Raw genomic sequence first — 18344 nt, 5'->3', positions numbered from 1 at the left:
CCGTAGGAGGTGGCCAAATGAACCTAGCCCTGAACACAGCCACAACCATCCTGCCCGTCGATGACGCAGCGCGCGCCCGCAGTTTCTACACCGAAAAACTGGGCCTCCCGCACCGCGGAATGACAGACAATGGAAGCGAATTACTCGGTAGCGACGGCGGCCCGATGCTGCAGTTGTTGCCGGTCTCGGACGGGAAGCACTCCGAGCACACCGCCCTTAGTTTTGAGGTGCGAAACATTGAGCGGATCGTGCAGGACATGGAGGCCAGGGGCGTCCGTTTCCAGGATTACGACCTGCCCAACCTGAAGACCGAGAACCACATCTGCACCACGGACTCCGAGAAATGCGCCTGGTTCATGGACACGGAGCACAACATCCTCTGCGTTCACGAGACGTTGGGCATGCAGGCCGAATACCAGCTCTGACCGCCTCAGCAGGTCGCACTCAGCAGGCCGCAGCATTCCCTAGTGCTGCGCGTGGAGCCCGTCGAACGCGATGGTGATGACGTCGTCGGCCAGTTTTTCCGGCGTGAGGGAGCCGCCCGGTTTGTACCATTCCACGATTGAGTTGATGGTGCCGAACAGCAGGCGCGTGACGGTGCGCGGATCGATGTCCTGGCGCAGCGAGCCTTCGTCGCGGGCTGCGGAAATCAGGGCGGCCACCTCGTGATCAAACGCGCGACGGCGTTCCAGGGCGTCGCGCTCAATGTCAGTGTTGCCCCGCAACCGTAGGAGCAGCGTGACAAACGGCAGCCGCTCCACCAGGACGGCCACGGTCTGACGCAGGACAAATTCCAGCCGTGCGTCCGCGGCGCCGCTTTGCGCCCCGGGCTGTTCGAGGATTGATTCCAGGCCACCGAGCGCATGGTCCAGGGCGAGCCTCAGGAGGTCTCCCTTGGACGGCACGTGGTGGTAGATGGCCGATTTCGAGATGCCCAGGTTCTCGGCCAGGATGCCCATGGACGTGGCGTCATAGCCGTGCCGGTTGAAGACGTCGACGGCGATGAGCAGCACCGACTGCTGGTCGTAACCGGGACGGCCGCGCTTGCTGGGGACTGCTGTAGTGGGCATACCGGCTATTTTCCCACGAACGTTCGGTAATCCCTGTAGCGGCGCAGCCCGGGCCTCAAGTGTCCGTTCGCGCTATGCCTTGGGGCGCAGGTCGTAGATCCGGCGCAGCTTGCCGTTTGACCGCTCCAGTGAACCCGGCTCCACCACGTCAACGGCGCACGAAGAACCGACGTGGATCTTGATCTGCTCCTGCAGGGTGCGCGCCGCCGTCGTACCCTGCTCAACTGTCACCGCGTCCCGGCGTTCGATCTTGACCGTCAGCTGGTCCATCCGCTGGCCTTCGGGGCGGGTGAGTTCGAGCTGGAAGTGCGGGCTGAGCTCGGGGATGCGCAGCGCAATTTCCTCGATCTGGGACGGGAACAGGTTCACGCCGCGGAGGATGATCATGTCGTCGCTGCGGCCGGTGATGCGGCCCATCCTGCGGTGTGCGGGGCGGGCGGTGCCGGGCAGGAGGCGGGTGAGGTCCTTGGTGCGGTAGCGGATGATCGGCAACGCTTCCTTGGTGAGCGAGGTGAAAACGAGCTCGCCGTGTTCGCCGTCGCGCAGGACGTTTTCCTTGCCCACGACAGGGTTGAAGGCGTCGATGATTTCGGGGCGGAAGTGGTCCTCCCAGATGTGGCTGCCGTCCTGGGTTTCCACGGCCTCGCCGGCGACGCCCGGGCCCATCACTTCGGACAGGCCGTAGATGTCGCAGGCCTTGATGTTCATGGTGCCTTCGAGTTCGTGCCGCATCTCCTGCGTCCACGGTTCGGCGCCCAGGACTGCGTACTTGAGCGAGGTCGACGTCGGGTCGATACCCATGTGGGCCATGGCGTCGGCGATGGTGAGCAGGTACGTGGGCGTGGCCAGGATGGCGTCCGGCTGGAAGTCCTGGATGAGCTGGATCTGGCGTCCGGTCTGCCCGCCGGACATCGGGATGACGGTGCAGCCCAGTGCTTCAGCGCCGGCGTGCGCGCCCAGGCCGCCGGTGAACAGGCCGTAACCGTAGGCGTTGTGGACCTTCATGCCGGGCCGGACGCCTGACGCGCGGAGGCAGCGCGCCACCAGTTTGGCCCAGTCGGCCAGGTCCTGCTTGGTGTACCCGACGACGGTGGGCCGGCCTGTGGTGCCCGAACTTGCGTGCACGCGGGCTACTTCGCTCTGCGGCACGGCGAACATGCCGAACGGGTACTCGGCGCGCAGGTCTTCCTTGGTGGTGAAGGGGAAGTTGCCGAGGTCGCTGAGTTCGCGGAGGTCGGCGGGGTGGATGCCGGCGTCGTCGAATTTGCGTTTGTAGAGCGGCACGCGGTCGTAGGCGTAGGCCACGGTGTGCTGCAGGCGGGTGAGCTGGAGGGCCTCGACCTCGTCGCGGGAGATGGTTTCCTCGCGGTCCAGAATGGGATCTGTGCCCTGGGACGTGGACTGCGGCATGGGGGTTTCGGGGGCGTGGAGGGTCATGGTTTCCTACTTCTTGGGAATGGTGCGGCTGCGTCCGCGGAACTCGGCGATGAGTTCCCCAGGGTTGCCGGAGCTGGGTAACGAATCGGCCTGCGCACCGGGCTGCGTATCGGCATCGGCCGCGAAAATCTGGATGTCGTACAGCCCGCTGCGCCCTGAGCTGGATCGGCGGTCCGCGACGGCGGTGATCACCTGGCCGCGGTAGGCGGGCTTCAGGAAATTGATGTCGACGCCGGCGGCAACTGTGATGCTGTCGGCCTCTTCGGGGGTGGGATTGACCGGATTGCAGGCAAGGGCGAACGCGGAATCGGCGAAGGCGAAGATCATTCCGCCGTGGGCCATACCGAACCCGTTGAGCATTTCCTGCCGGAGCGTCATGCGGATGGTGGCGTGCCCGTCGCTGACGGCGAGGACTTCGATGCCCATCCATTCGGAGGCGTAGTCGTTTTCCAGGATGGGGTGGGTGGCCCCGGAGAGTGCTGCTTCAGCCATGCGTCATTGCCTCCAGCTTTATTTACCGAATGTTCATTAGGTAATCCCAGATGCGGGTCCGGTGTCAAGGGCAGACCGGTCTGTGGGTACCCCTGATCGGTGGGACCCCCGGCACGGAAGTGCAAGGATGGAGGGACCGGCACCACGCACAGCAAAGGGCGGACCATGGCCAAAGGCATCTACGTCAGCGCGACCACCCCGGGGTCGGGCAAATCGCTCGTGGCCCTGGGCCTGGCGGACACGCTCCACCGGCACGCGGACCGGATCGGCTTCTTTAAACCGGTGGTCCACGGCCCTGATGCCGCCAGCGACCCCATGGTGGCGCTGATGAAATCACGCTTCGCGCTCGACGACGACCGTTGCCGTGGCGGCCTGACGTCCACCGAAGTGCGTGCCCTCCTGGCAGAGGGAAAACGCGCCGACATCGATGCGCGCTGCGTGGAGATCTTCGCCGAGATCGCCAGGCATTGCGACGTGGTGATCGTGGAGGGGACGGACCTCACCGGCCAGGACGCCGCCGTCGAATTTGACCTCAACGCCCGGCTGGCCAACAACCTGGCCGCGCCGGTGGTTGCCGTGGTGGGCGCAAAGGGGCTCAGCGTCGCCGAGGCCGCGGCCGCCGTCGAGGTTGCCCGCAAGGAACTGGTGGCGGAAAAGTGCACGCTGCTGGCCATCATGGTGAACCGCGCGGACCCGGACTTAGTGGAGGAGATCGCGGCCGCCGTGAAGCCCGGCGCATCCAACCGGCCGGTGTATGTCCTGCCGGAGCTGGAGGAGATCGCCCGGCCCACCACCGGCGAGGTTGCTGCGGCGCTGGGTGTGCGGCAGATCGCCGGCCTTGCGGACATGGAACGCGACGTCCGTGACATCAAGGTGGCGGCCATGAATGTGGGCAACTTCCTGAACGTGCTGGACGAGGGTGCCCTGGTGATCGTTCCCGGCGACCGCGCGGACGTGATGGTGGCCTGCCTGGCGTCGTCGTTCTCGCCGGAATTCCCCGTGCCGTCGGCGCTGATCCTGACCGGTGGGCTGGCCCCGGACGCCAACATCTACCCGCTCCTGGCGCAAGCGCCGTTCCCGGTGTTTGCCGCCAGCCAGGACACCTACACCACGGCCAAGCGGGTCTCCGAGGTCCGCAGCGAGATCTGGTCCGGGCACCGCCGCAAGGTGGCCTCGGCCCTGGGCCTGTGGTCAAAGCGCGTGGACGAGGCCGAACTGGTGGAGCGCCTCCACCTGCCGCGCCCGGAACGGATGACCCCGCTGCGCTTCCTGCACGACCTGATCGAACGGGCCAGGGGTCAGCGCCGCCACGTGGTGCTGCCGGAGGGAACGGACGTCCGGATCCTGCTGGCCGCCGAAATCCTGCACCGCCGCGACGTTTGCGATCTCACCCTGCTGGGACCGGATTCGCAGGTCCGGGAGCTGGCAGCGGCCAACGGCGTCGACCTCGCCGGGATCAACATCGTGGACCCGGCCACCTCGGAACTGCGGCAGGGGTTCGCGGAGAAGTACGCCGAACTTCGCGCCCACAAGGGCGTGGACCTGCCCAAGGCCCTGGAAATCATGCAGGACGGCAGCTACTTCGGCACCATGATGGTCCAGCTCGGAGTGGTGGACGGCATGGTGTCCGGCGCCGCGCACACCACCGCGCACACCATCCGCCCGGCGCTCGAGTTCGTCAAAACGCGCGACGGCGTGAAGATCGTGTCCTCGGTGTTCCTGATGCTTATGCCGGACCGGGTGCTGGTCTATGGCGACTGCGCCGTGAACCCCGATCCCAACGTGGAGCAGCTCGCGGACATCGCCCTCGCCTCGGCCGAAACCGCCGCGCAGTTCGGGGTGGAGCCGCGCGTGGCCATGCTGTCCTACTCCACCGGCGGCTCGGGTTCCGGCGAGGCCGTGGACGAAGTCCGGCAGGCCACCGAACTGGTGCGTGAACGCCGCCCGGATCTCGCCGTCGAAGGCCCCATCCAGTACGACGCCGCCGTGGACGCCTCCATCGCGGCCTCCAAAATGCCGGGCTCGTCGGTGGCAGGGCAGGCGACGGTGTTCATCTTCCCCGACCTGAACACCGGCAACAACACGTACAAGGCGGTGCAGCAGAGCTCGGGCGCGGTCGCCGTCGGGCCCGTCCTGCAGGGCCTGCGCAAGCCGGTCAACGACCTCTCGCGCGGCTGCACCGTGGAGGACATCGTGAACACGGTGGCCATCACGGCCATCCAGGCGCAGGTGCCGGCCTCGTAGTAACGGCGAGTGACCCCGCGTTGAGGTTAGGAGCTTTACAGGCTCAAACGTCCGACGGCGGCACCGGGTTGGGTGCCGCCGTCGCCCATACCGGCTCGCTGGCTTAGCTGTTTTCCGGCTTGGCCATGCTGTCCGGGTCTTCCTCCTTGGCCGGCTCATCGGAGAGTCCTAGGGGCGTGAGGTCCAGGTTTTGCAGATCTTCGGGCGGCTCAGCGGCCTCGCCCACCTCTTCGGCTTTGGGGCTTCCGGTATCGTCCAGGGCCGGGTTGGAACCCTCGACGCCGGTAGGGTCCTTGGTGCCGGGGGCGGGTTCTGCGGTCCCGGGCTCGGTGTTGTCGGGCTGAGTGGTGTCGTTCGGCATGAAAGTCCCTCTCTGCGTAGTGCAACGTGTCCGCCGACTCTAGGCGCCTGCCGCGGCTGACGCAACGGCAGGCGCGGGGTGAGCCGGTCTGCAGCCTCAGCCCTGACGGGCCTTCATCCGAGGATTCTTCTTGTTGATCACAAAGGTGCGGCCCCGGCGTCGGACGATCTGGGCGCCGGGAACCTTCTTCAGGGCGCGGAGGGAATTTCTGACTTTCATGGGCTTGCTCCTTGTATTAATAGCGGTTTTGACGGTTGCGGGTAGGTGCAGTGTGCGGCCGGGGCCGTCAGGACGGAGCGGGGTCGAGCTGGAACGGGTCGGTCAGACCGGCGAACCCGGCCTCCATTTCCGCGTCGGTGAGTTCGCAGGCGGAGAGCAGCTGCGCAATTTCCGCCGGGTCCATGTCCTCTCCGGTCGCGGCCAGCACGCTTCCGCGGTCCCCGTGTTCCGGATGCCAGTCCAGGTGGGCGTCCACATGGTTGAGGGGATCGGGCGCCGCACCGGCCTCCTGGTCTGCCAACCACGGTCCGGTATTTTCGAGCCACACACGCGGCCCGATGCCCTGGATGGCGATCCGGCACTGCGGTGCGGCGGCGATCCACAGGCGGCCCCGCAACCAGCAGCAGCCCTCCGCGAGGGACGCCAGGGCGTGCCGGAACCGCTCAGGGTGCAGCGGACGCTGGGCCCGGTGCGTGACAGTGGTGAACGGTGAGATGGAGGACGACGCCGGGATCCGCACCGAACCGGGGACCGTCCGGCTCAGCGCGTCGTGGTAGTTGTGGCGGCCTGGGCGGATGAGGCGGGCGTTTTCCGCCACGTCAGCGTGAGGGGCCAGTTCCCTGACCAGTTGCACGCCGCGAACACGCAAGGCGGGGTCGGCCGGAAACAGGTCCACCTCCGCCAGCAGGACGGTGTCATTGAACGACAGCTCGCCGATGAGGAATTCACCAGCAGTGCGCTGGTCCTCCGGGACCGGCGTGAACCCGGACTCAAACAGGGTGTGATGGTCCCAAATGTGGTCCTCCAGCGTGTCAGGGGCGCAGGCAAGGACAGCGGAATCAATCGTTACCGGGAGGGAAAGGCCACGCCGCAGGGCTCCGATCGCGGCCTCCGCGGACACGGCCGGAGGGAGCCCGATGATGGCCTGGGTCTCCCCGCGTTCCAGCAGCCGCTCGATGGTGGGCACGAGGTCCAGCCGCACGGTGCAGCTCAGGCAGCCGTGTTCCAGCTGCGTCTCGGCGCGCTCCACAAGCCCGGACTGGCTGGAGATCCTGCGGATGACCACGCCGTTCTCCAACAGGTCGTGCAGAACCACCACGGCGCCGGGATTGGCCGCGGCCGCGTCTTGGCAGGCTTGCTGGCGGCACAGGGCGTCCAGGGAGCTGATCACAGTGATATGCATGCCGATCACTCTAATGAGAATGATTCGCAAAAACAAGTTCGCCAACAGCGAGCATTTGGCCGATGTTCCAGACGTCCACAAAAGCCGGGTACACCCGGCGGTTCCTGACCTCACTGATCGCCTACTTCACTCTTTACGGCGTCGCGCTGGGGGTCGGAGTCAGCCTCTTCCGCGACGGAAACATCTGGTTCTACGTGAGCGCCGCCGTCGTGCTTGCCGGCGTTGGCCTGGCCGCAGCCTTCCGCGAACTGCGCGCATGAGCACCGCAGCGGAGCATCCCCGCCACCGGCTCGACGACCTTATCCACCAGCCGGTCCGTTTCTCCGTCATGGCGGCGCTGGCAGGCGCGGAGTCGCTGGACTTCAAGGACCTGCGGGACGCCATCCAGGTCAGCGATTCCGTGCTCAGCAAGCAGCTGGCGGTGCTGGAAAAGGCCGGGTACGCAAAGATCCGGAAGGGCTTCGCGGGAAAGATGCCGCGGACTTCGGCGAGCGTGACCGCTGCAGGGCGGAAAGCCTGGGACGGGCACCTGCAGACCCTGCGGGATATCGCCGGCGGCTGACGCGGCAACTTATAGAGTGGGTCTCGCATGGAGCGCTGCGCCAGGCTCCGGCACACCCCTCGTCAGCTGTACCCCGCGGCACCGAGGCTTCAGGAGGCCCTATGCTTGTGCTCGTTATCAATTCCGGTTCGTCCTCGCTCAAGTACCAGGTCCGGGACGTGGCCGCCGGCATTGTGCTGACCGAAGGGCTGATCGAGAAGATCGGCATGGGCAACGGCGGTGATGGCGACGGCGAAATCGAGGGCCCCCGGGACCATGCGGAGGCGCTGGAACAGGTAGATGCCGCGATCCATGCGGAACTTGGCGATCTTGAACTTGCTGCGGTGGGCCACCGCGTGGTGCACGGCGGCGAGCGGTTCGCCGAGCCCGTGCTGATCGACAACGAGATCACCCGTGCCATCGAGCGCCTCAATCCGCTGGCGCCGCTGCACAACCCCGCCAACGTCCTGGGCATCCGCGCCATCAGCAGGAAGTGGCCGGACCTGCCGCAGGTGGCCGTGTTCGACACCGCTTTCCACCGCACCCTGCCCGAGCACGCCTGGCGCTACGCCGTTCCGGACGAGCTCTACACGAACCACGGCATCCGCCGCTACGGCTTCCACGGCACGTCGCACGAGTACGTCACGCACCGGGCCGCCGCGCTGCTGGACGTGCCCGTGGACGAGTTCGACGGCGTGATCGCCCACCTGGGGAACGGCGCCTCCGTCACGGCCATCCGCCGCGGTCATTCGGTGGACACGTCCATGGGCTTCACCCCGCTGGAGGGCCTGGTGATGGGCACCCGCTCAGGCGACCTCGATCCGTCCATCCTGGTCTTTCTCGGCCGGTTCGGGTGGACGCCGGAGGACATCGACGCCATGCTCAACCGCGAATCGGGGCTGAAGGGGCTCGCCGGGAACAACGACATGCGCTCGGTGGTGGAGGCGTCAGAGGCCGGCGACGCCAAGGCTACGATGGCGCTCGCGGTCACGTCCTACCGGCTGGCCAAGTACATCGGCGGATATCATGTGGCCGTCGGCGGCGCCAAGGCGCTCGTGTTCACGGCGGGGATCGGCGAAAACTCCCACCAGTTCCGCGCGCTGGTGACTGACAGGCTGCATGCGCTGGGCATAGAGCTCGACGCCGGCCTGAACAGTGAGCGGTCCAAGGAACCGCGGGTGATTTCCACGGCGGCGTCCGTCATCCCGGTGTTGGTGGTGCCCACCGACGAGGAACTGGCCATCGCGGAGGCAACTGCAGCCGTCGTCCTCTCATCGGTTGCTCCGTAACGGCCCTTTTGGGCCCTGAAAACGGCGGTTACGGAGCAATCGACGGTGAAACGGCTTCGAGGTCTTGCCGGATGCCCGGCGCTACCGTCCCCCTTCGATCTTGCGGCTGCGCTGCTCCTGGGCCATCGGACCGTACGGATAGACCCCGATTTGAGGCTGACTGGCCTGCGTTAGCTGGTCGGTTTCGTCCGGGGTGAGCTGCAGGTCTGCCGCGGCAAGGTTGTCCACGAGCTGCTCCGTGGTCCGGGCACCCAGGATCACGGACGTGACCGCCGGCCGGTCGGCCAGCCATGCCAGCGCCACCTGGGAGTGGCTCACGTCGTGGGCAGCGGCGATGTCTTCTACGGCCGCGATAACGGCCCAGGTGCGGGGATTGTCATTGCGAGCCTTCCAGGCCTCCATGCCGCGTTCGGGGTTCTCGCCAAGCCGCGTGGCACCTGAAGGAGGCTGGTCCCGTTTGTACTTGCCCGATAGCCAGCCGCCGCCCAACGGGGACCACGGCAGCAGGCCGATCCCGGCGTCCATGGCTGCCGGGACGATCTCCGCTTCGATCTCGCGTACCAACAGGCTGTACTGGGGCTGCAGGGTCACCGGAGGGTTCCAGCCGTTCGCCCGGGCAACGTGGACCGCCTTGGTCAGCTGCCAGCCGAGGAAATTGGAGAAACCGTAGTAGGCGATCTTGCCGCTGCTGACGGCGTCGTCCAGAAACCGGAGCGTCTCCTCCAGCGGAGTGATGGGGTCCCACGCGTGCAGCTGGTAAAGGTCGATCTGTTCCACGCCCAGTCGGCGGAGGGAACTGTCCAACGCTCGGGTCAGGCGGCGGCGGGAGGTGCCGACGTCGTTTGGGGCCGTTCCCATCGGAAAGCGGCCCTTGGTGGCGAGCACCACGCGGTCCTTGGCTTCCGGCCGCTGGGCCAGCCAGCGGCCGATGATCTCTTCCGAGGCTCCGGCGCTGTAAACGTCCGCGGTGTCGATGAAGTTGCCGCCGGCGTCGAAGTAGCTGTCCAGGATGGCATGGGATGCGTCTTCGGTGGCTTCGGCACCGAAGGTCATGGTTCCCAGCGCATAAGCGGAAACCACGGCGCCGCTGTGGCCCAGGGTTCGGTATTGCATGGTGCTCCTCGGGGGTCAGTTTTCGGTGGGGGTGGTCTTGTTGGAGTGGTAGGTCCGCCACGTGTGTTCAGGCTCGAATCCCAACAGGCGCCGGGCTTTGTCGATCGACAGCATGGTCTCGTGTTCGCCCAGTTCCTTGGTCACGGTGACGTTGGGGAACACCTCCGCGGCGAGGCTGGCGCTGGAACGCGTCATGACAGTGTCCGCGTTCGCGATGATGAAAGCCTGGAACCCGGGCTGGCCGTTTTCCAGCGCACGCGCCACAGCCTGCGCGCCGTCGCGCCCGTCGATGTAGCCCCAGAGGTTCCACTTCCGCGCACAGGCGTCCGAATCGAACGACGGGAACCGTTCGTAGTCCTCAGGATCCATGACGTTGGAGAACCGCAGGCCCGCAATGCTCAGCTCCGGATCCCAGCGCGTCAGCTGGATCGCCATCTGCTCCTCGAGGTGCTTCACGAGTGAGTACGTGCTCTCCGGCCGGGCCGGGTATTCCTCATCCACCGGGATGTAGGGAGGGTCGACGTCGAACGGCAGTCCCAGCACCGTCTCACTGGAGGCGTAAACCACCTTCTTGATGCCGGCCCGGCGCGCCGCCTGGAAGACGTTGTAGGTCGAGAGCATATTGTTCTCGAAGGTGGCGGCATCCGGACTCATGCCCGGTGCGGGAATGGCTCCCAGATGGACGATTGCGTCGAAGCCGTCATGCCGGTCGTCGAGACCCAGGAACACGTCAAGGACCTGGCCATAGTTGCGCAGGTCCACGATGGCCAGCCCGGGGCTCCTTTCCCCGGCCCGGTCCAGGTTCAACACCTGGTGGCCGTCGTCGGTCAGCCTGCGGACCACGTGCCGTCCGAGTTTTCCGCTTCCGCCGGTCACTGCAATTCTCATGGGTATGCTCCTTCAGATGGTGTTACTCGGCGGGACCGATCTGGCCCGCCGCCAAAGCGCTAAGTCCCAGCACAACGGGACAACCCCGCTCGACTCCCGGTCAGGGTCGGCGGCTGGGGTTCGATGGCCCATGCGGCCTGGTGTAGACGGCAACTAGCCGAACGATCCCAGCCCGGAAACGGCTTTCGTGAGGGGTATGGGCACGACGCTACGCACTTTGTGGATACCTGTCAGCAGGGTTGCCCCGCCCTGCTTTTCCTAGGACTGCCAGACCTACCTTCGTTATAGAAAGCAGCGGCGCGACGACGGAGAATGGACGACATGGGTCAGAGCGGGGAGTTTGGAAATTTCCTGAAGGCAATGCGGTCAAGGCTGACGCCAGATCAGGCGGGCATAGCTTCCACCAGCGGCGCCCGGCAGGTTCCCGCGCTGCGACGCGAAGAGTGCAGAATCCCCGTCGGAGTGACAGTCGTCGTCGTTTCATCGATTGCTCCCTAGCGGCCCTTGTGGGCGCTGAAAACGGCGGTTACGGAGCAACCGATGGGGCATGGCGTAGCCTCATTCCATGCCTGAGATCACTTTGCCCATCCGCACCGAGCGTTTGATCCTGCGCCGGTTCGAAGGTGCGGACCTGGATGCCTTCCATGCCTACCATTCGCTGCCCGAGACGGCCCGCTTCCTGCCGGGGGAGGCCAAGAGCTACACCAAGTGTATGGAGTCCGTGGGCAAGTACGCCAACTTCGTCTTCGAGAAGGAGGGTGACTGGATATGCCTGGCCCTCGAGGCCGTGGACGGCCCGGGACTCCTCGGCGAGGTTGTGCTGAAGTGGCTGCCGGGCAGCGGGCAGGGCGAAGTCGGATGGAGCCTGGCGCCGGCCGCGCGGGGCAAGGGCTACGGGGCCGAGGCCGCGGATGCGGTGCTGAAGCTGGGGTTCGAGGAACTGGGGATGCACCGGATCGAGGGAAAGCTCGACGCCCTGAACACCGCCTCCGCCGCTCTATGCGAACGGCTGGGCATGCGGTTGGAGGCCCGGCTGGTGGACAAGTGGCATTACAAGGGCCAGTGGGCCACTGAGCTGATGTACGCGATCCTCGAGGACGAATGGCGCGCGCGGCGCCGGTGATCGACGCACGCGGTGATCGAGCCTGTCGAGATCTGACCGGTTGCTCCGTAACGGCCCTTTTGACCCCTGAAAACGGCGGTTACGGAGCAATCGATGGGTTATCTCAGGCCATTGACGGCCTCAGGCGCCGGGGACAGACTTTTCCTGTGCCTAGCTGCCGGCCAAGCCGGGCTGGCAACAGGCGTGTCCAAGGAGAATCCGATGCCCACCGTGGAAGAAACTGTCTACATTGCCCGCCCTCCACAGGAAGTCTTCAATTTCCTGTCAAAGGGCGAAAACATCCCCGTCTGGGACTCCTCGGCCGTCCATGCCGAAACGGTCGGGACCGAGCCCGTTGCAGTCGGAACCCGGGTTAAGGGCGCAAGCAAGGTGGTGGGCAGGAAATTCGACTGGACAACGGAGGTCATCGAATTCCAGCCTCCAACTCGCTTTGTGTCCCGCTCGGTGGAAGGAAAGCTGGAATTCACTGTCACCAATGTCTTGGAACCTGAAGGTGACGGGACCCGCCTGAACTTCCGGATCGATGCGGCGTCTGGCCTGGGCGGGGTGTTCGGCAAACTGGCCGACCGGTTCGTGGAACAAGCCCAGGCCAGGACGGTCCGCGCCAACCTCGAGACGTTGGCGGAACTGCTGACTGAGCATCCGGAGCTGGGGAGCAGCGACGCCTGACGGCGGGTGGTTGGCGCCCGGTCGAAATCCAGGGGTCCGATGGGGTTATTTGAGGCCGGCCCCGGGCAGAAGGTCCTTGGCGCCGAGGGAGTCGGCGATGAACGCGTAGTCCCACGCCCGCTCGCGCCATTGGACATAGCGCCCGGACGCGCCGCCGTGGCCGCCGTCCATTTCGATCTTCATCACCACCGGCTCCGCGCCGGTGGTCTTGTTCCGCAGCTCCTGGACCCATTTGGCCGGCTCCACGTACAGGACGCGGGTGTCGTTGAAGGACGTCACCGCAGCCACCTTGGGGTACGCAACTGAATGCACATTCTCGTACGGCGAATAAGACTTCATGTAGGCGTACACCGCGGGGTCCGTGATGGGGTTTCCCCATTCCTCCCACTCCAGGGCGGACAGCGGAAGCTCCGGGTCCAGGATGGTGGTGAGGGCATCCACGAACGGCACCTGCGCCACCACCGCGGCGTACTTTTCCGGTGCCAGGTTGGCCACCGCGCCCATCAGCAGCCCGCCTGCCGAGCCGCCCAGCGCCGCAACCCGGGACGGATCCACCCACCCGGACTTGGCCAGCCAGTCGGTGGCGTCCACAAAGTCGGTGAAGGTGTTCTTCTTGGCGAGCTTCTTGCCGTCCTCATACCAGTGCCGGCCCAGCTCGCCGCCACCACGGATGTGCGCGATCACAAACACCACGCCGCGGTCCAACAGCGACAGCCGCGCGATGCCGAAACCGGGGTCCATGCTCAGCTCGTAGGAGCCGTACCCGTAGACCAGGCCCGCCGCCGTCGAATCCTGTTTGACGCTCCTGTGCCGCAGAACAGAAAGGGGGACCCGCGTGCCGTCCGCGGCGTCGGCCCATTCGCGGGTGGCCACGTAGTCGCTGCCGTCGTAGCCACCCAGCACCGGGCTTTCCTTGCGGAGCAGCAGTTCGCCGGCGGGCTGCGCCGGGGTGGGCAGCACAAAATCGTAGACGCGCGACGGCGTGAAGTACGACGTGTAGCCCAGCCGGATGACCGGTGCCTCGTAGTCCGAACCGCCGACGCCGGCCGTGTACAGCTCCTCGTCGAACGCCGGTTCCACCGGAGCTTCCTGAGCGGGCGTACCGAGGCCGGCCAGTCCCATCACCTGGACGCGTTCGATGGTGTCTTTGCGGACTGACACAATCAGATGCGTGGAGGTGACGCCGGCACCGTTGACGCGGACGTCGTCGGAATGCTCGACGACGGTACTCCAGTGCTGCTCGGCCAACGGCTTGGCGAGCTCGGCGGGGTCCACCAGGGAGACCATGGAGTTGATGGCACCGCGGTTGTGGGTGAGCAGAATGCGTTCTGATTTTTCGCCGTCAGGACCGGTGAGCAGGAACGGCTCAGCCTCGTAGAGTACGCGCTCGTCCCGCGAAATCACGGTGGTGAGGGCCGCCGTCGGGTCATCGAAACGCAGCAGGCGGGTCTCGCTGTACTCGGAGCAGCCGATGCCCAGCACGAGGTGGCGCCTGTCAGAGGAGAGCTCAAAGCCCAACCACATGGCGACGTCGTCCTCCTGATAAATCACCTCATCGTCGGAGACCGGCGTGCCCAGGACGTGGGACTTGACCTGGTACGGGCGCCACGAATCGTCCACCACGGTGTAGAAAATGCGCGTGCCGTCGGGAGAGAAGCTGACGCCGTAGAAGATGTTCTCGATGACGTCCGGGAGGAGTTCCCCGGTGCGGAGGTCCTTGATGTGGAGGGTGAAACGTTCGTCGCCGGCGTTGTCCACGGCGTAGGCGTAGAGGTTCCCGTCCACCGTGACGGCCGATCCGCCCACCGAGAAGAACGGCTTGCCTTCGGCCTCGATGTTGCCGTCCAGCAGCACTTCCTCGCCGGGGATTTCGACGCCGGCCTCCACTGCGGGGGGAGTCCAGTCGGCAACGGGGTTGCCGGTGTCCTGGGCGCGGACGCGGCACTGGATGCCGTACTCCTTGCCCTCAACCGAGCGGCTGAAGTACCACCAGCCATCCTTGCGGTTTGGGACAGACAGGTCTGTCTCCTGCGTGCGGCCCTTGATTTCCTGGAAGATGGCCTCGCGCAACGGCTCCTGGTGGGCGGTGATGGCCTCCTGGTAGGCGTTCTCGGCCTTCAGGTGCTCAACCACTTCGGCAGATTCCTTCTCGCGCAGCCACTCGTAGTTGTCCACGAAAGTGTCGCCGTGGTGCGTCCGCTCGTGCGGGACCTTCTTGGCCACTGGGGGCGCGGGGGAGGAGGCGGCGGACGAAGTGGCGGAATCCTGCAGCGGAGTCTGGGTCATGCCTTCAATATATAGAGCCGGGCGGACAAAATGGCCGCCGTTCGCTACCGGGGTAGCGCCCTCCTGCAGCCGGGCCGGACGGGCCGCTAAGTTACCGGCCGGAACCCCTTGAATCGCCCTTCACCGGGTGCTAGAACGGCATTACCGGGAGGATCCGGACGCGTTCTTTTTCATCTGCCTCTTAGGGCGGTTAGCCGTTTCGGCACGCCACAGCGCCAGATAGCGCATCGGCAGTCTGCGGGCGACCCTTCCGATACGGTGGTCCCCGGCCTGGCCGGGGGCCACTTTTATGCGTCCCTGGCCATGCTGGTGCGGGTTGCCGCAGAACGCGGAGCAGGGACCTTGACAGGGCGTCATAATCGCGGGCTAATTGTAAGCACTCTTAGTAATATTGGGGGCGATGATGCGAAACCTAATACCGAAAGGCACCCTCCGGAAGATGCTCCTGCCGCCCACGTACGGCTTGCACCTGGCACGGGGCGCCGAGTTCACGGTGCTCTCCGTCGAAGTCTGGAGCAGTTGCCTTGTGGTCAACATCCACGTGGAGTCCGCTGCCGGGAGAGCCATCCCGGAAATTGCCATCGAAGACCATTGGGGCACGCAATACACATTCCGGGACTCCGCCAGCGTGGGCTCCCGGAACCTGCAGGTCTTCACCCCGTCCGTGCCGCCCGGCACTAGGAGCCTGACCATCAGGTCCACCGACAACGACGCCGACGCGCGCCTGGTGGTGACGTTTGCCGTCCCGCGGATGCAGGAAGCCGACCAAGCAGCCAAGGCGCCGGTTTCCCGCCCGGTCCGACTGCGCCGTCCGGCCTAGAAGCAGGTCGGACTAGAACGCACTCACAGCCGGAGTGAGAGAGGGTTCGGGAAATTTCTGCAGGATGTGAGAGAGCGTTGATGGCGGGGCAGGCGTATCCTGATCACGCAAAGGCGTACCCGCCCAGCGTGAGAGGGGAAGTTCCATGACCATCCCGCCAGTGCACGAACCAGAGCCGTTCCCGCCGGAACCAGGCCCGGACCCCTTCAATCCGGGGCCCACCCATCCCGGCCACCCGGGACCGGACAGGCCCAGCCCGACGCCGGAACCTCCCGGACCGCTGCCCGTCCCGGATCCGGGGCCCGCACCGCTGCGCCCGGATCCCACCCGGAGTTAAGTCACCGATGAAACGGCCCCTGGCACAGCCAAGGGCCGTTTCACTTGGTGCCCGCCAGTACCCGGACCGTGTTGCCCGGCGTACTACCCGCCCGCGTACTCGGGCAGCCGGCCTTCGCGCATGGCAGCCGCCACCTGGGCGATCCCGCCGTAGTCCGGGAATACGACCGACGCCCCTCCTGGTGCTGTGCCCACCCCGGCAGTCGGCAGGGTCAGGCTCACCACGGCGTTGGGGTCGATGCCGCGCATGCCGTAGGCCAGGATCGCGACGCCCACAGGATCAAAGCCCTGGTCCACCGTGAGGTAGCCGGATGCGAAATTCACCAGGGCCCGCACCGCGGTCACGTCGTGCAGGGCGCCGTCGCTGGTGAGCCGGGCGAGGATGGCGCGGAGGAACGTCTGCTGGTTCCTGACCCGCTGGAAGTCGCCGTCGACGAAGGCGTAGCGCTCGCGGACGAATTCCAGTGCCGCCTGGCCGTCGAGGTGGTTCACCCCCGGTGTGAAAACGTGCTGCGTTTCGTGAGTGGACTGGAACGGCACGGTGACGTTCACGTCAATTCCGCCCAGCCCGTCGGTGAGCGTCTTGAAACCGTGGAAGTCCAGCATGAGGGTGTGGTCGATGTGGGTCCCCATCAGGGACTCCACCGTGCGGGTCGCGAGCGGTATGCCGCCCACTTGCAGGCTGTCGTTGATCTTGGAGAAGCCGTAGTCGGGGATGCTTACGTACAGGTCGCGCATGAGGGAGACCACGTGCACACTGCGGCGGTCGGCCGGGACATGAACCAGCATGAGCGTGTCGGCGCGGTGGTCCTGCGATTCGCCCGTGGCTGCGGTGTGGGCTGCCTGCTCCCGGGCGTTCGCGCGGCTGTCGCTGCCGATCACCAGGATGTTCATGGGCGTGGCGGGGAGTTCCGCGATGGGTTCGGGCGGCGGGGGAGGGGCCGGTGCCGGGGGCGGTGGCGGTGTCGTCTCCGAAGGAGTGGGGGTGGCGGTGTCAGTGATGGTGGGCACCGGGGCCGCAACTTCCGCGGCAGGCTTGGTGAACAGCAGGGCGGACACGGCGACGACCGCAACCAGTAGCAGCGACAGCGCCGCCGCGATCATTCGGCGCCGTTTCAGTGCGGCAGGCGCAGCAGGCTCGGGGCCGGAATTGCCGGGGCCGATCGGATCAGGACCGCTTGGGGTGCTCGCCATGACTTAGTGTCCGCCCTCGGACCCGGTTACGGCTACAACGCGGAGCGTGTCGTTTCCATGCTGTAACGTACGACGGCGGCTCGCCGGGTTCAGTGGAAAGCCCCGCAGTGCGGGGCGGACTAGGCTCTTGGTCAGGAACGGGATATCTGTGGGGGATCTGATGGAAAATACGAAGCCGGTTCTGCTTGTCACCAGCCGGGCGGCCTGGGAGAAGCAGTACGAGCGTTACAAGCGAATGGGCAAGCGGCTGAATACGGTCCAGGGGCTGCTCTTTCATCCCATTCCTGGCCAGCCTGCTGTTTCTGGCAGGTGTGCTCTTCCCCTTGGTTGCAGGGGTTACTCCTGAGGCGGCGCCTGCCCCTCGCTAACGCCGGCTTGCCCGGGAGCGTTTAGGCGGGAGTGTTCAGGCGCGCGTGCCGCAGAATGGAAACAATGGCCGGGGCCAGTTCGTCCTCCATCTGGTGGTAGATCTCGGGGCTGCGCCGGTAGGGGTCGATGATGTCGTTTTCGGAAGAATCCGCGGGCAGTGACAGGTGCCGGACGGACGCAGCGCGCGCGGGCAGCCCCCGCCAGAAGGCGGTGTTGGCACTGAGGGGACTACCGCCGTCGTCCGCTACCGGAACGTTTGCGGCACTGTCCGCACGCTCGTCCAGGACGTCGAGCATGCGGGCAAACTCGCGGATGGTGAAGGTGCGCTTGAGCAGGGAGGCGTCCAGCTGGAGCACTTCGCCGCGGTGGCCCGAGGTCATGGTGAGGACCAGGTCCACGCCGCGCAGGATCTTGCTGGTCAGCTGCCGCGAGACGAAACCGTCCGGGTTCCCGCCGAAGGTGCGCACGACGTCGCCGGACAGCGGCTGCATCGGATCGCCCACCATGGCCCGGGTTCCGGCGCTGGTGACCTCAAATCCGCCCGGCATCACCTGGTCCAGCCCGGCCTGCAACAGCCGTTCGGCCACGGGAGAACGGCAGATGTTGCCGGTGCAGACCGTCAGGATCCTCACGGGTGCGGGGGCAGATGAGGGGGATTCCACGGAACTTCTCTTTCCAGCCGATGCGCCGGACCGGTGCGGCCCGTCGTA

19 protein-coding genes are annotated in these 18344 nt (G+C 66.0%); 8 read left to right on the top strand and 11 right to left on the bottom strand.

The window, feature by feature from the left end:
- Positions 1 to 17: 17 nt before the first annotated feature.
- Entirely contained in the window at positions 18 to 425 is a 408-nt protein-coding gene (locus NG698_RS14125) for a VOC family protein (protein WP_248758955.1), read from the top strand.
- Positions 426 to 464: 39 nt separating this feature from the next.
- Here the strand turns inward: NG698_RS14125 and NG698_RS14120 are convergent, their stop codons facing one another.
- The 3 genes from NG698_RS14120 to NG698_RS14110 all read right to left on the bottom strand — a co-directional run bounded on the left by NG698_RS14120 (position 465) and on the right by NG698_RS14110 (position 2999).
- The gene (locus tag NG698_RS14120; protein ID WP_248758956.1) at positions 465 to 1070 is read right to left on the bottom strand and encodes a TetR/AcrR family transcriptional regulator; all 606 of its coding nucleotides are present in this window, start codon (positions 1068 to 1070) and stop codon (positions 465 to 467) included.
- 72 nt (positions 1071 to 1142) lie between these two features.
- Positions 1143 to 2507 carry an AMP-binding protein gene (locus NG698_RS14115; RefSeq protein ID WP_252610578.1) on the bottom strand — a complete coding sequence of 455 codons (1365 nt, stop codon included), beginning with the start codon at positions 2505 to 2507 and terminating at the stop codon, positions 1143 to 1145.
- A gap of 6 nt (positions 2508 to 2513) precedes the next feature.
- Positions 2514 to 2999 carry a hotdog fold thioesterase gene (locus tag NG698_RS14110; RefSeq protein ID WP_252610576.1) on the bottom strand — a complete coding sequence of 162 codons (486 nt, stop codon included), beginning with the start codon at positions 2997 to 2999 and terminating at the stop codon, positions 2514 to 2516.
- A gap of 165 nt (positions 3000 to 3164) precedes the next feature.
- Here NG698_RS14110 and pta point away from each other — a divergent pair, with 165 nt between their 5' ends.
- Positions 3165 to 5243, top strand: coding sequence for a phosphate acetyltransferase (pta, locus tag NG698_RS14105; RefSeq protein ID WP_252610574.1), 2079 nt, complete (start codon positions 3165 to 3167; stop codon positions 5241 to 5243).
- A 103-nt stretch (positions 5244 to 5346) separates the two neighbouring features.
- On the opposite strand, the gene NG698_RS14100 is transcribed toward pta, so the two are convergent.
- From NG698_RS14100 to NG698_RS14090, 3 genes are all read right to left on the bottom strand, one after another.
- Positions 5347 to 5604, bottom strand: coding sequence for a hypothetical protein (locus NG698_RS14100; protein ID WP_252599917.1), 258 nt, complete (start codon positions 5602 to 5604; stop codon positions 5347 to 5349).
- 96 nt (positions 5605 to 5700) lie between these two features.
- Positions 5701 to 5823, bottom strand: a complete 123-nt coding sequence (ykgO, locus tag NG698_RS14095; protein ID WP_058931424.1) for a type B 50S ribosomal protein L36 — start codon at positions 5821 to 5823, stop codon at positions 5701 to 5703.
- A 67-nt stretch (positions 5824 to 5890) separates the two neighbouring features.
- On the bottom strand, positions 5891 to 7006 hold the full coding sequence (locus tag NG698_RS14090) for a GTP-binding protein (protein WP_252610573.1): 1116 nt from the start codon (positions 7004 to 7006) through the stop codon (positions 5891 to 5893).
- Positions 7007 to 7068: 62 nt separating this feature from the next.
- Here NG698_RS14090 and NG698_RS14085 point away from each other — a divergent pair, with 62 nt between their 5' ends.
- The 3 genes from NG698_RS14085 (at position 7069) to NG698_RS14075 (ending at position 8836) form a co-directional block, all read left to right on the top strand.
- A complete protein-coding gene (locus tag NG698_RS14085; protein ID WP_252610571.1) occupies positions 7069 to 7266 on the top strand; it encodes a hypothetical protein in 198 nt (65 codons plus the stop codon).
- Positions 7263 to 7568, top strand: a complete 306-nt coding sequence (locus NG698_RS14080; protein ID WP_252610569.1) for a winged helix-turn-helix domain-containing protein — start codon at positions 7263 to 7265, stop codon at positions 7566 to 7568. Before NG698_RS14085 ends, NG698_RS14080 begins: the two co-directional genes overlap by 4 nt.
- Positions 7569 to 7669: 101 nt before the next feature.
- On the top strand, positions 7670 to 8836 hold the full coding sequence (locus NG698_RS14075; protein ID WP_252610567.1) for an acetate kinase: 1167 nt from the start codon (positions 7670 to 7672) through the stop codon (positions 8834 to 8836).
- 81 nt (positions 8837 to 8917) lie between these two features.
- Here the strand turns inward: NG698_RS14075 and NG698_RS14070 are convergent, their stop codons facing one another.
- Positions 8918 to 9949, bottom strand: coding sequence for an aldo/keto reductase (locus NG698_RS14070; protein WP_252610565.1), 1032 nt, complete (start codon positions 9947 to 9949; stop codon positions 8918 to 8920).
- A 15-nt stretch (positions 9950 to 9964) separates the two neighbouring features.
- Positions 9965 to 10837, bottom strand: coding sequence for an NAD-dependent epimerase/dehydratase family protein (locus NG698_RS14065; protein ID WP_252610563.1), 873 nt, complete (start codon positions 10835 to 10837; stop codon positions 9965 to 9967).
- 565 nt (positions 10838 to 11402) lie between these two features.
- On the opposite strand from NG698_RS14065, the gene NG698_RS14055 reads away from it, so the two are divergent.
- Complete coding sequence (locus tag NG698_RS14055) at positions 11403 to 11960, top strand: GNAT family N-acetyltransferase (protein ID WP_252599922.1); 558 nt, start codon at positions 11403 to 11405, stop codon at positions 11958 to 11960.
- Positions 11961 to 12161: 201 nt separating this feature from the next.
- Complete coding sequence (locus NG698_RS14050; RefSeq protein WP_252610561.1) at positions 12162 to 12629, top strand: SRPBCC family protein; 468 nt, start codon at positions 12162 to 12164, stop codon at positions 12627 to 12629.
- Between the two features lie 45 nt (positions 12630 to 12674).
- On the opposite strand, the gene NG698_RS14045 is transcribed toward NG698_RS14050, so the two are convergent.
- Positions 12675 to 14915: a S9 family peptidase gene (locus NG698_RS14045; RefSeq protein WP_252599924.1), complete on the bottom strand. Its 2241-nt coding sequence runs from the start codon at positions 14913 to 14915 to the stop codon at positions 12675 to 12677.
- 400 nt (positions 14916 to 15315) lie between these two features.
- Here NG698_RS14045 and NG698_RS14040 point away from each other — a divergent pair, with 400 nt between their 5' ends.
- Positions 15316 to 15735, top strand: coding sequence for a hypothetical protein (locus NG698_RS14040; RefSeq protein WP_252599925.1), 420 nt, complete (start codon positions 15316 to 15318; stop codon positions 15733 to 15735).
- A gap of 420 nt (positions 15736 to 16155) precedes the next feature.
- Here NG698_RS14040 and NG698_RS14035 read toward each other — a convergent pair whose 3' ends face one another.
- Together NG698_RS14035 and NG698_RS14030 are read right to left on the bottom strand one after the other, a co-directional pair.
- A complete protein-coding gene (locus NG698_RS14035; RefSeq protein WP_252599926.1) occupies positions 16156 to 17265 on the bottom strand; it encodes an LCP family protein in 1110 nt (369 codons plus the stop codon).
- Between the two features lie 389 nt (positions 17266 to 17654).
- Positions 17655 to 18296, bottom strand: coding sequence for an arsenate reductase/protein-tyrosine-phosphatase family protein (locus NG698_RS14030; RefSeq protein ID WP_252610559.1), 642 nt, complete (start codon positions 18294 to 18296; stop codon positions 17655 to 17657).
- Positions 18297 to 18344: the final 48 nt, after the last annotated feature.

It is taken from the genome of Pseudarthrobacter raffinosi (genome assembly GCF_023913735.1).
In the GTDB taxonomy this organism is placed as follows: Bacteria; Actinomycetota; Actinomycetes; order Actinomycetales; family Micrococcaceae; genus Arthrobacter; species Arthrobacter raffinosi.
This window is presented reverse-complemented; position numbering and strand designations above follow the sequence as displayed.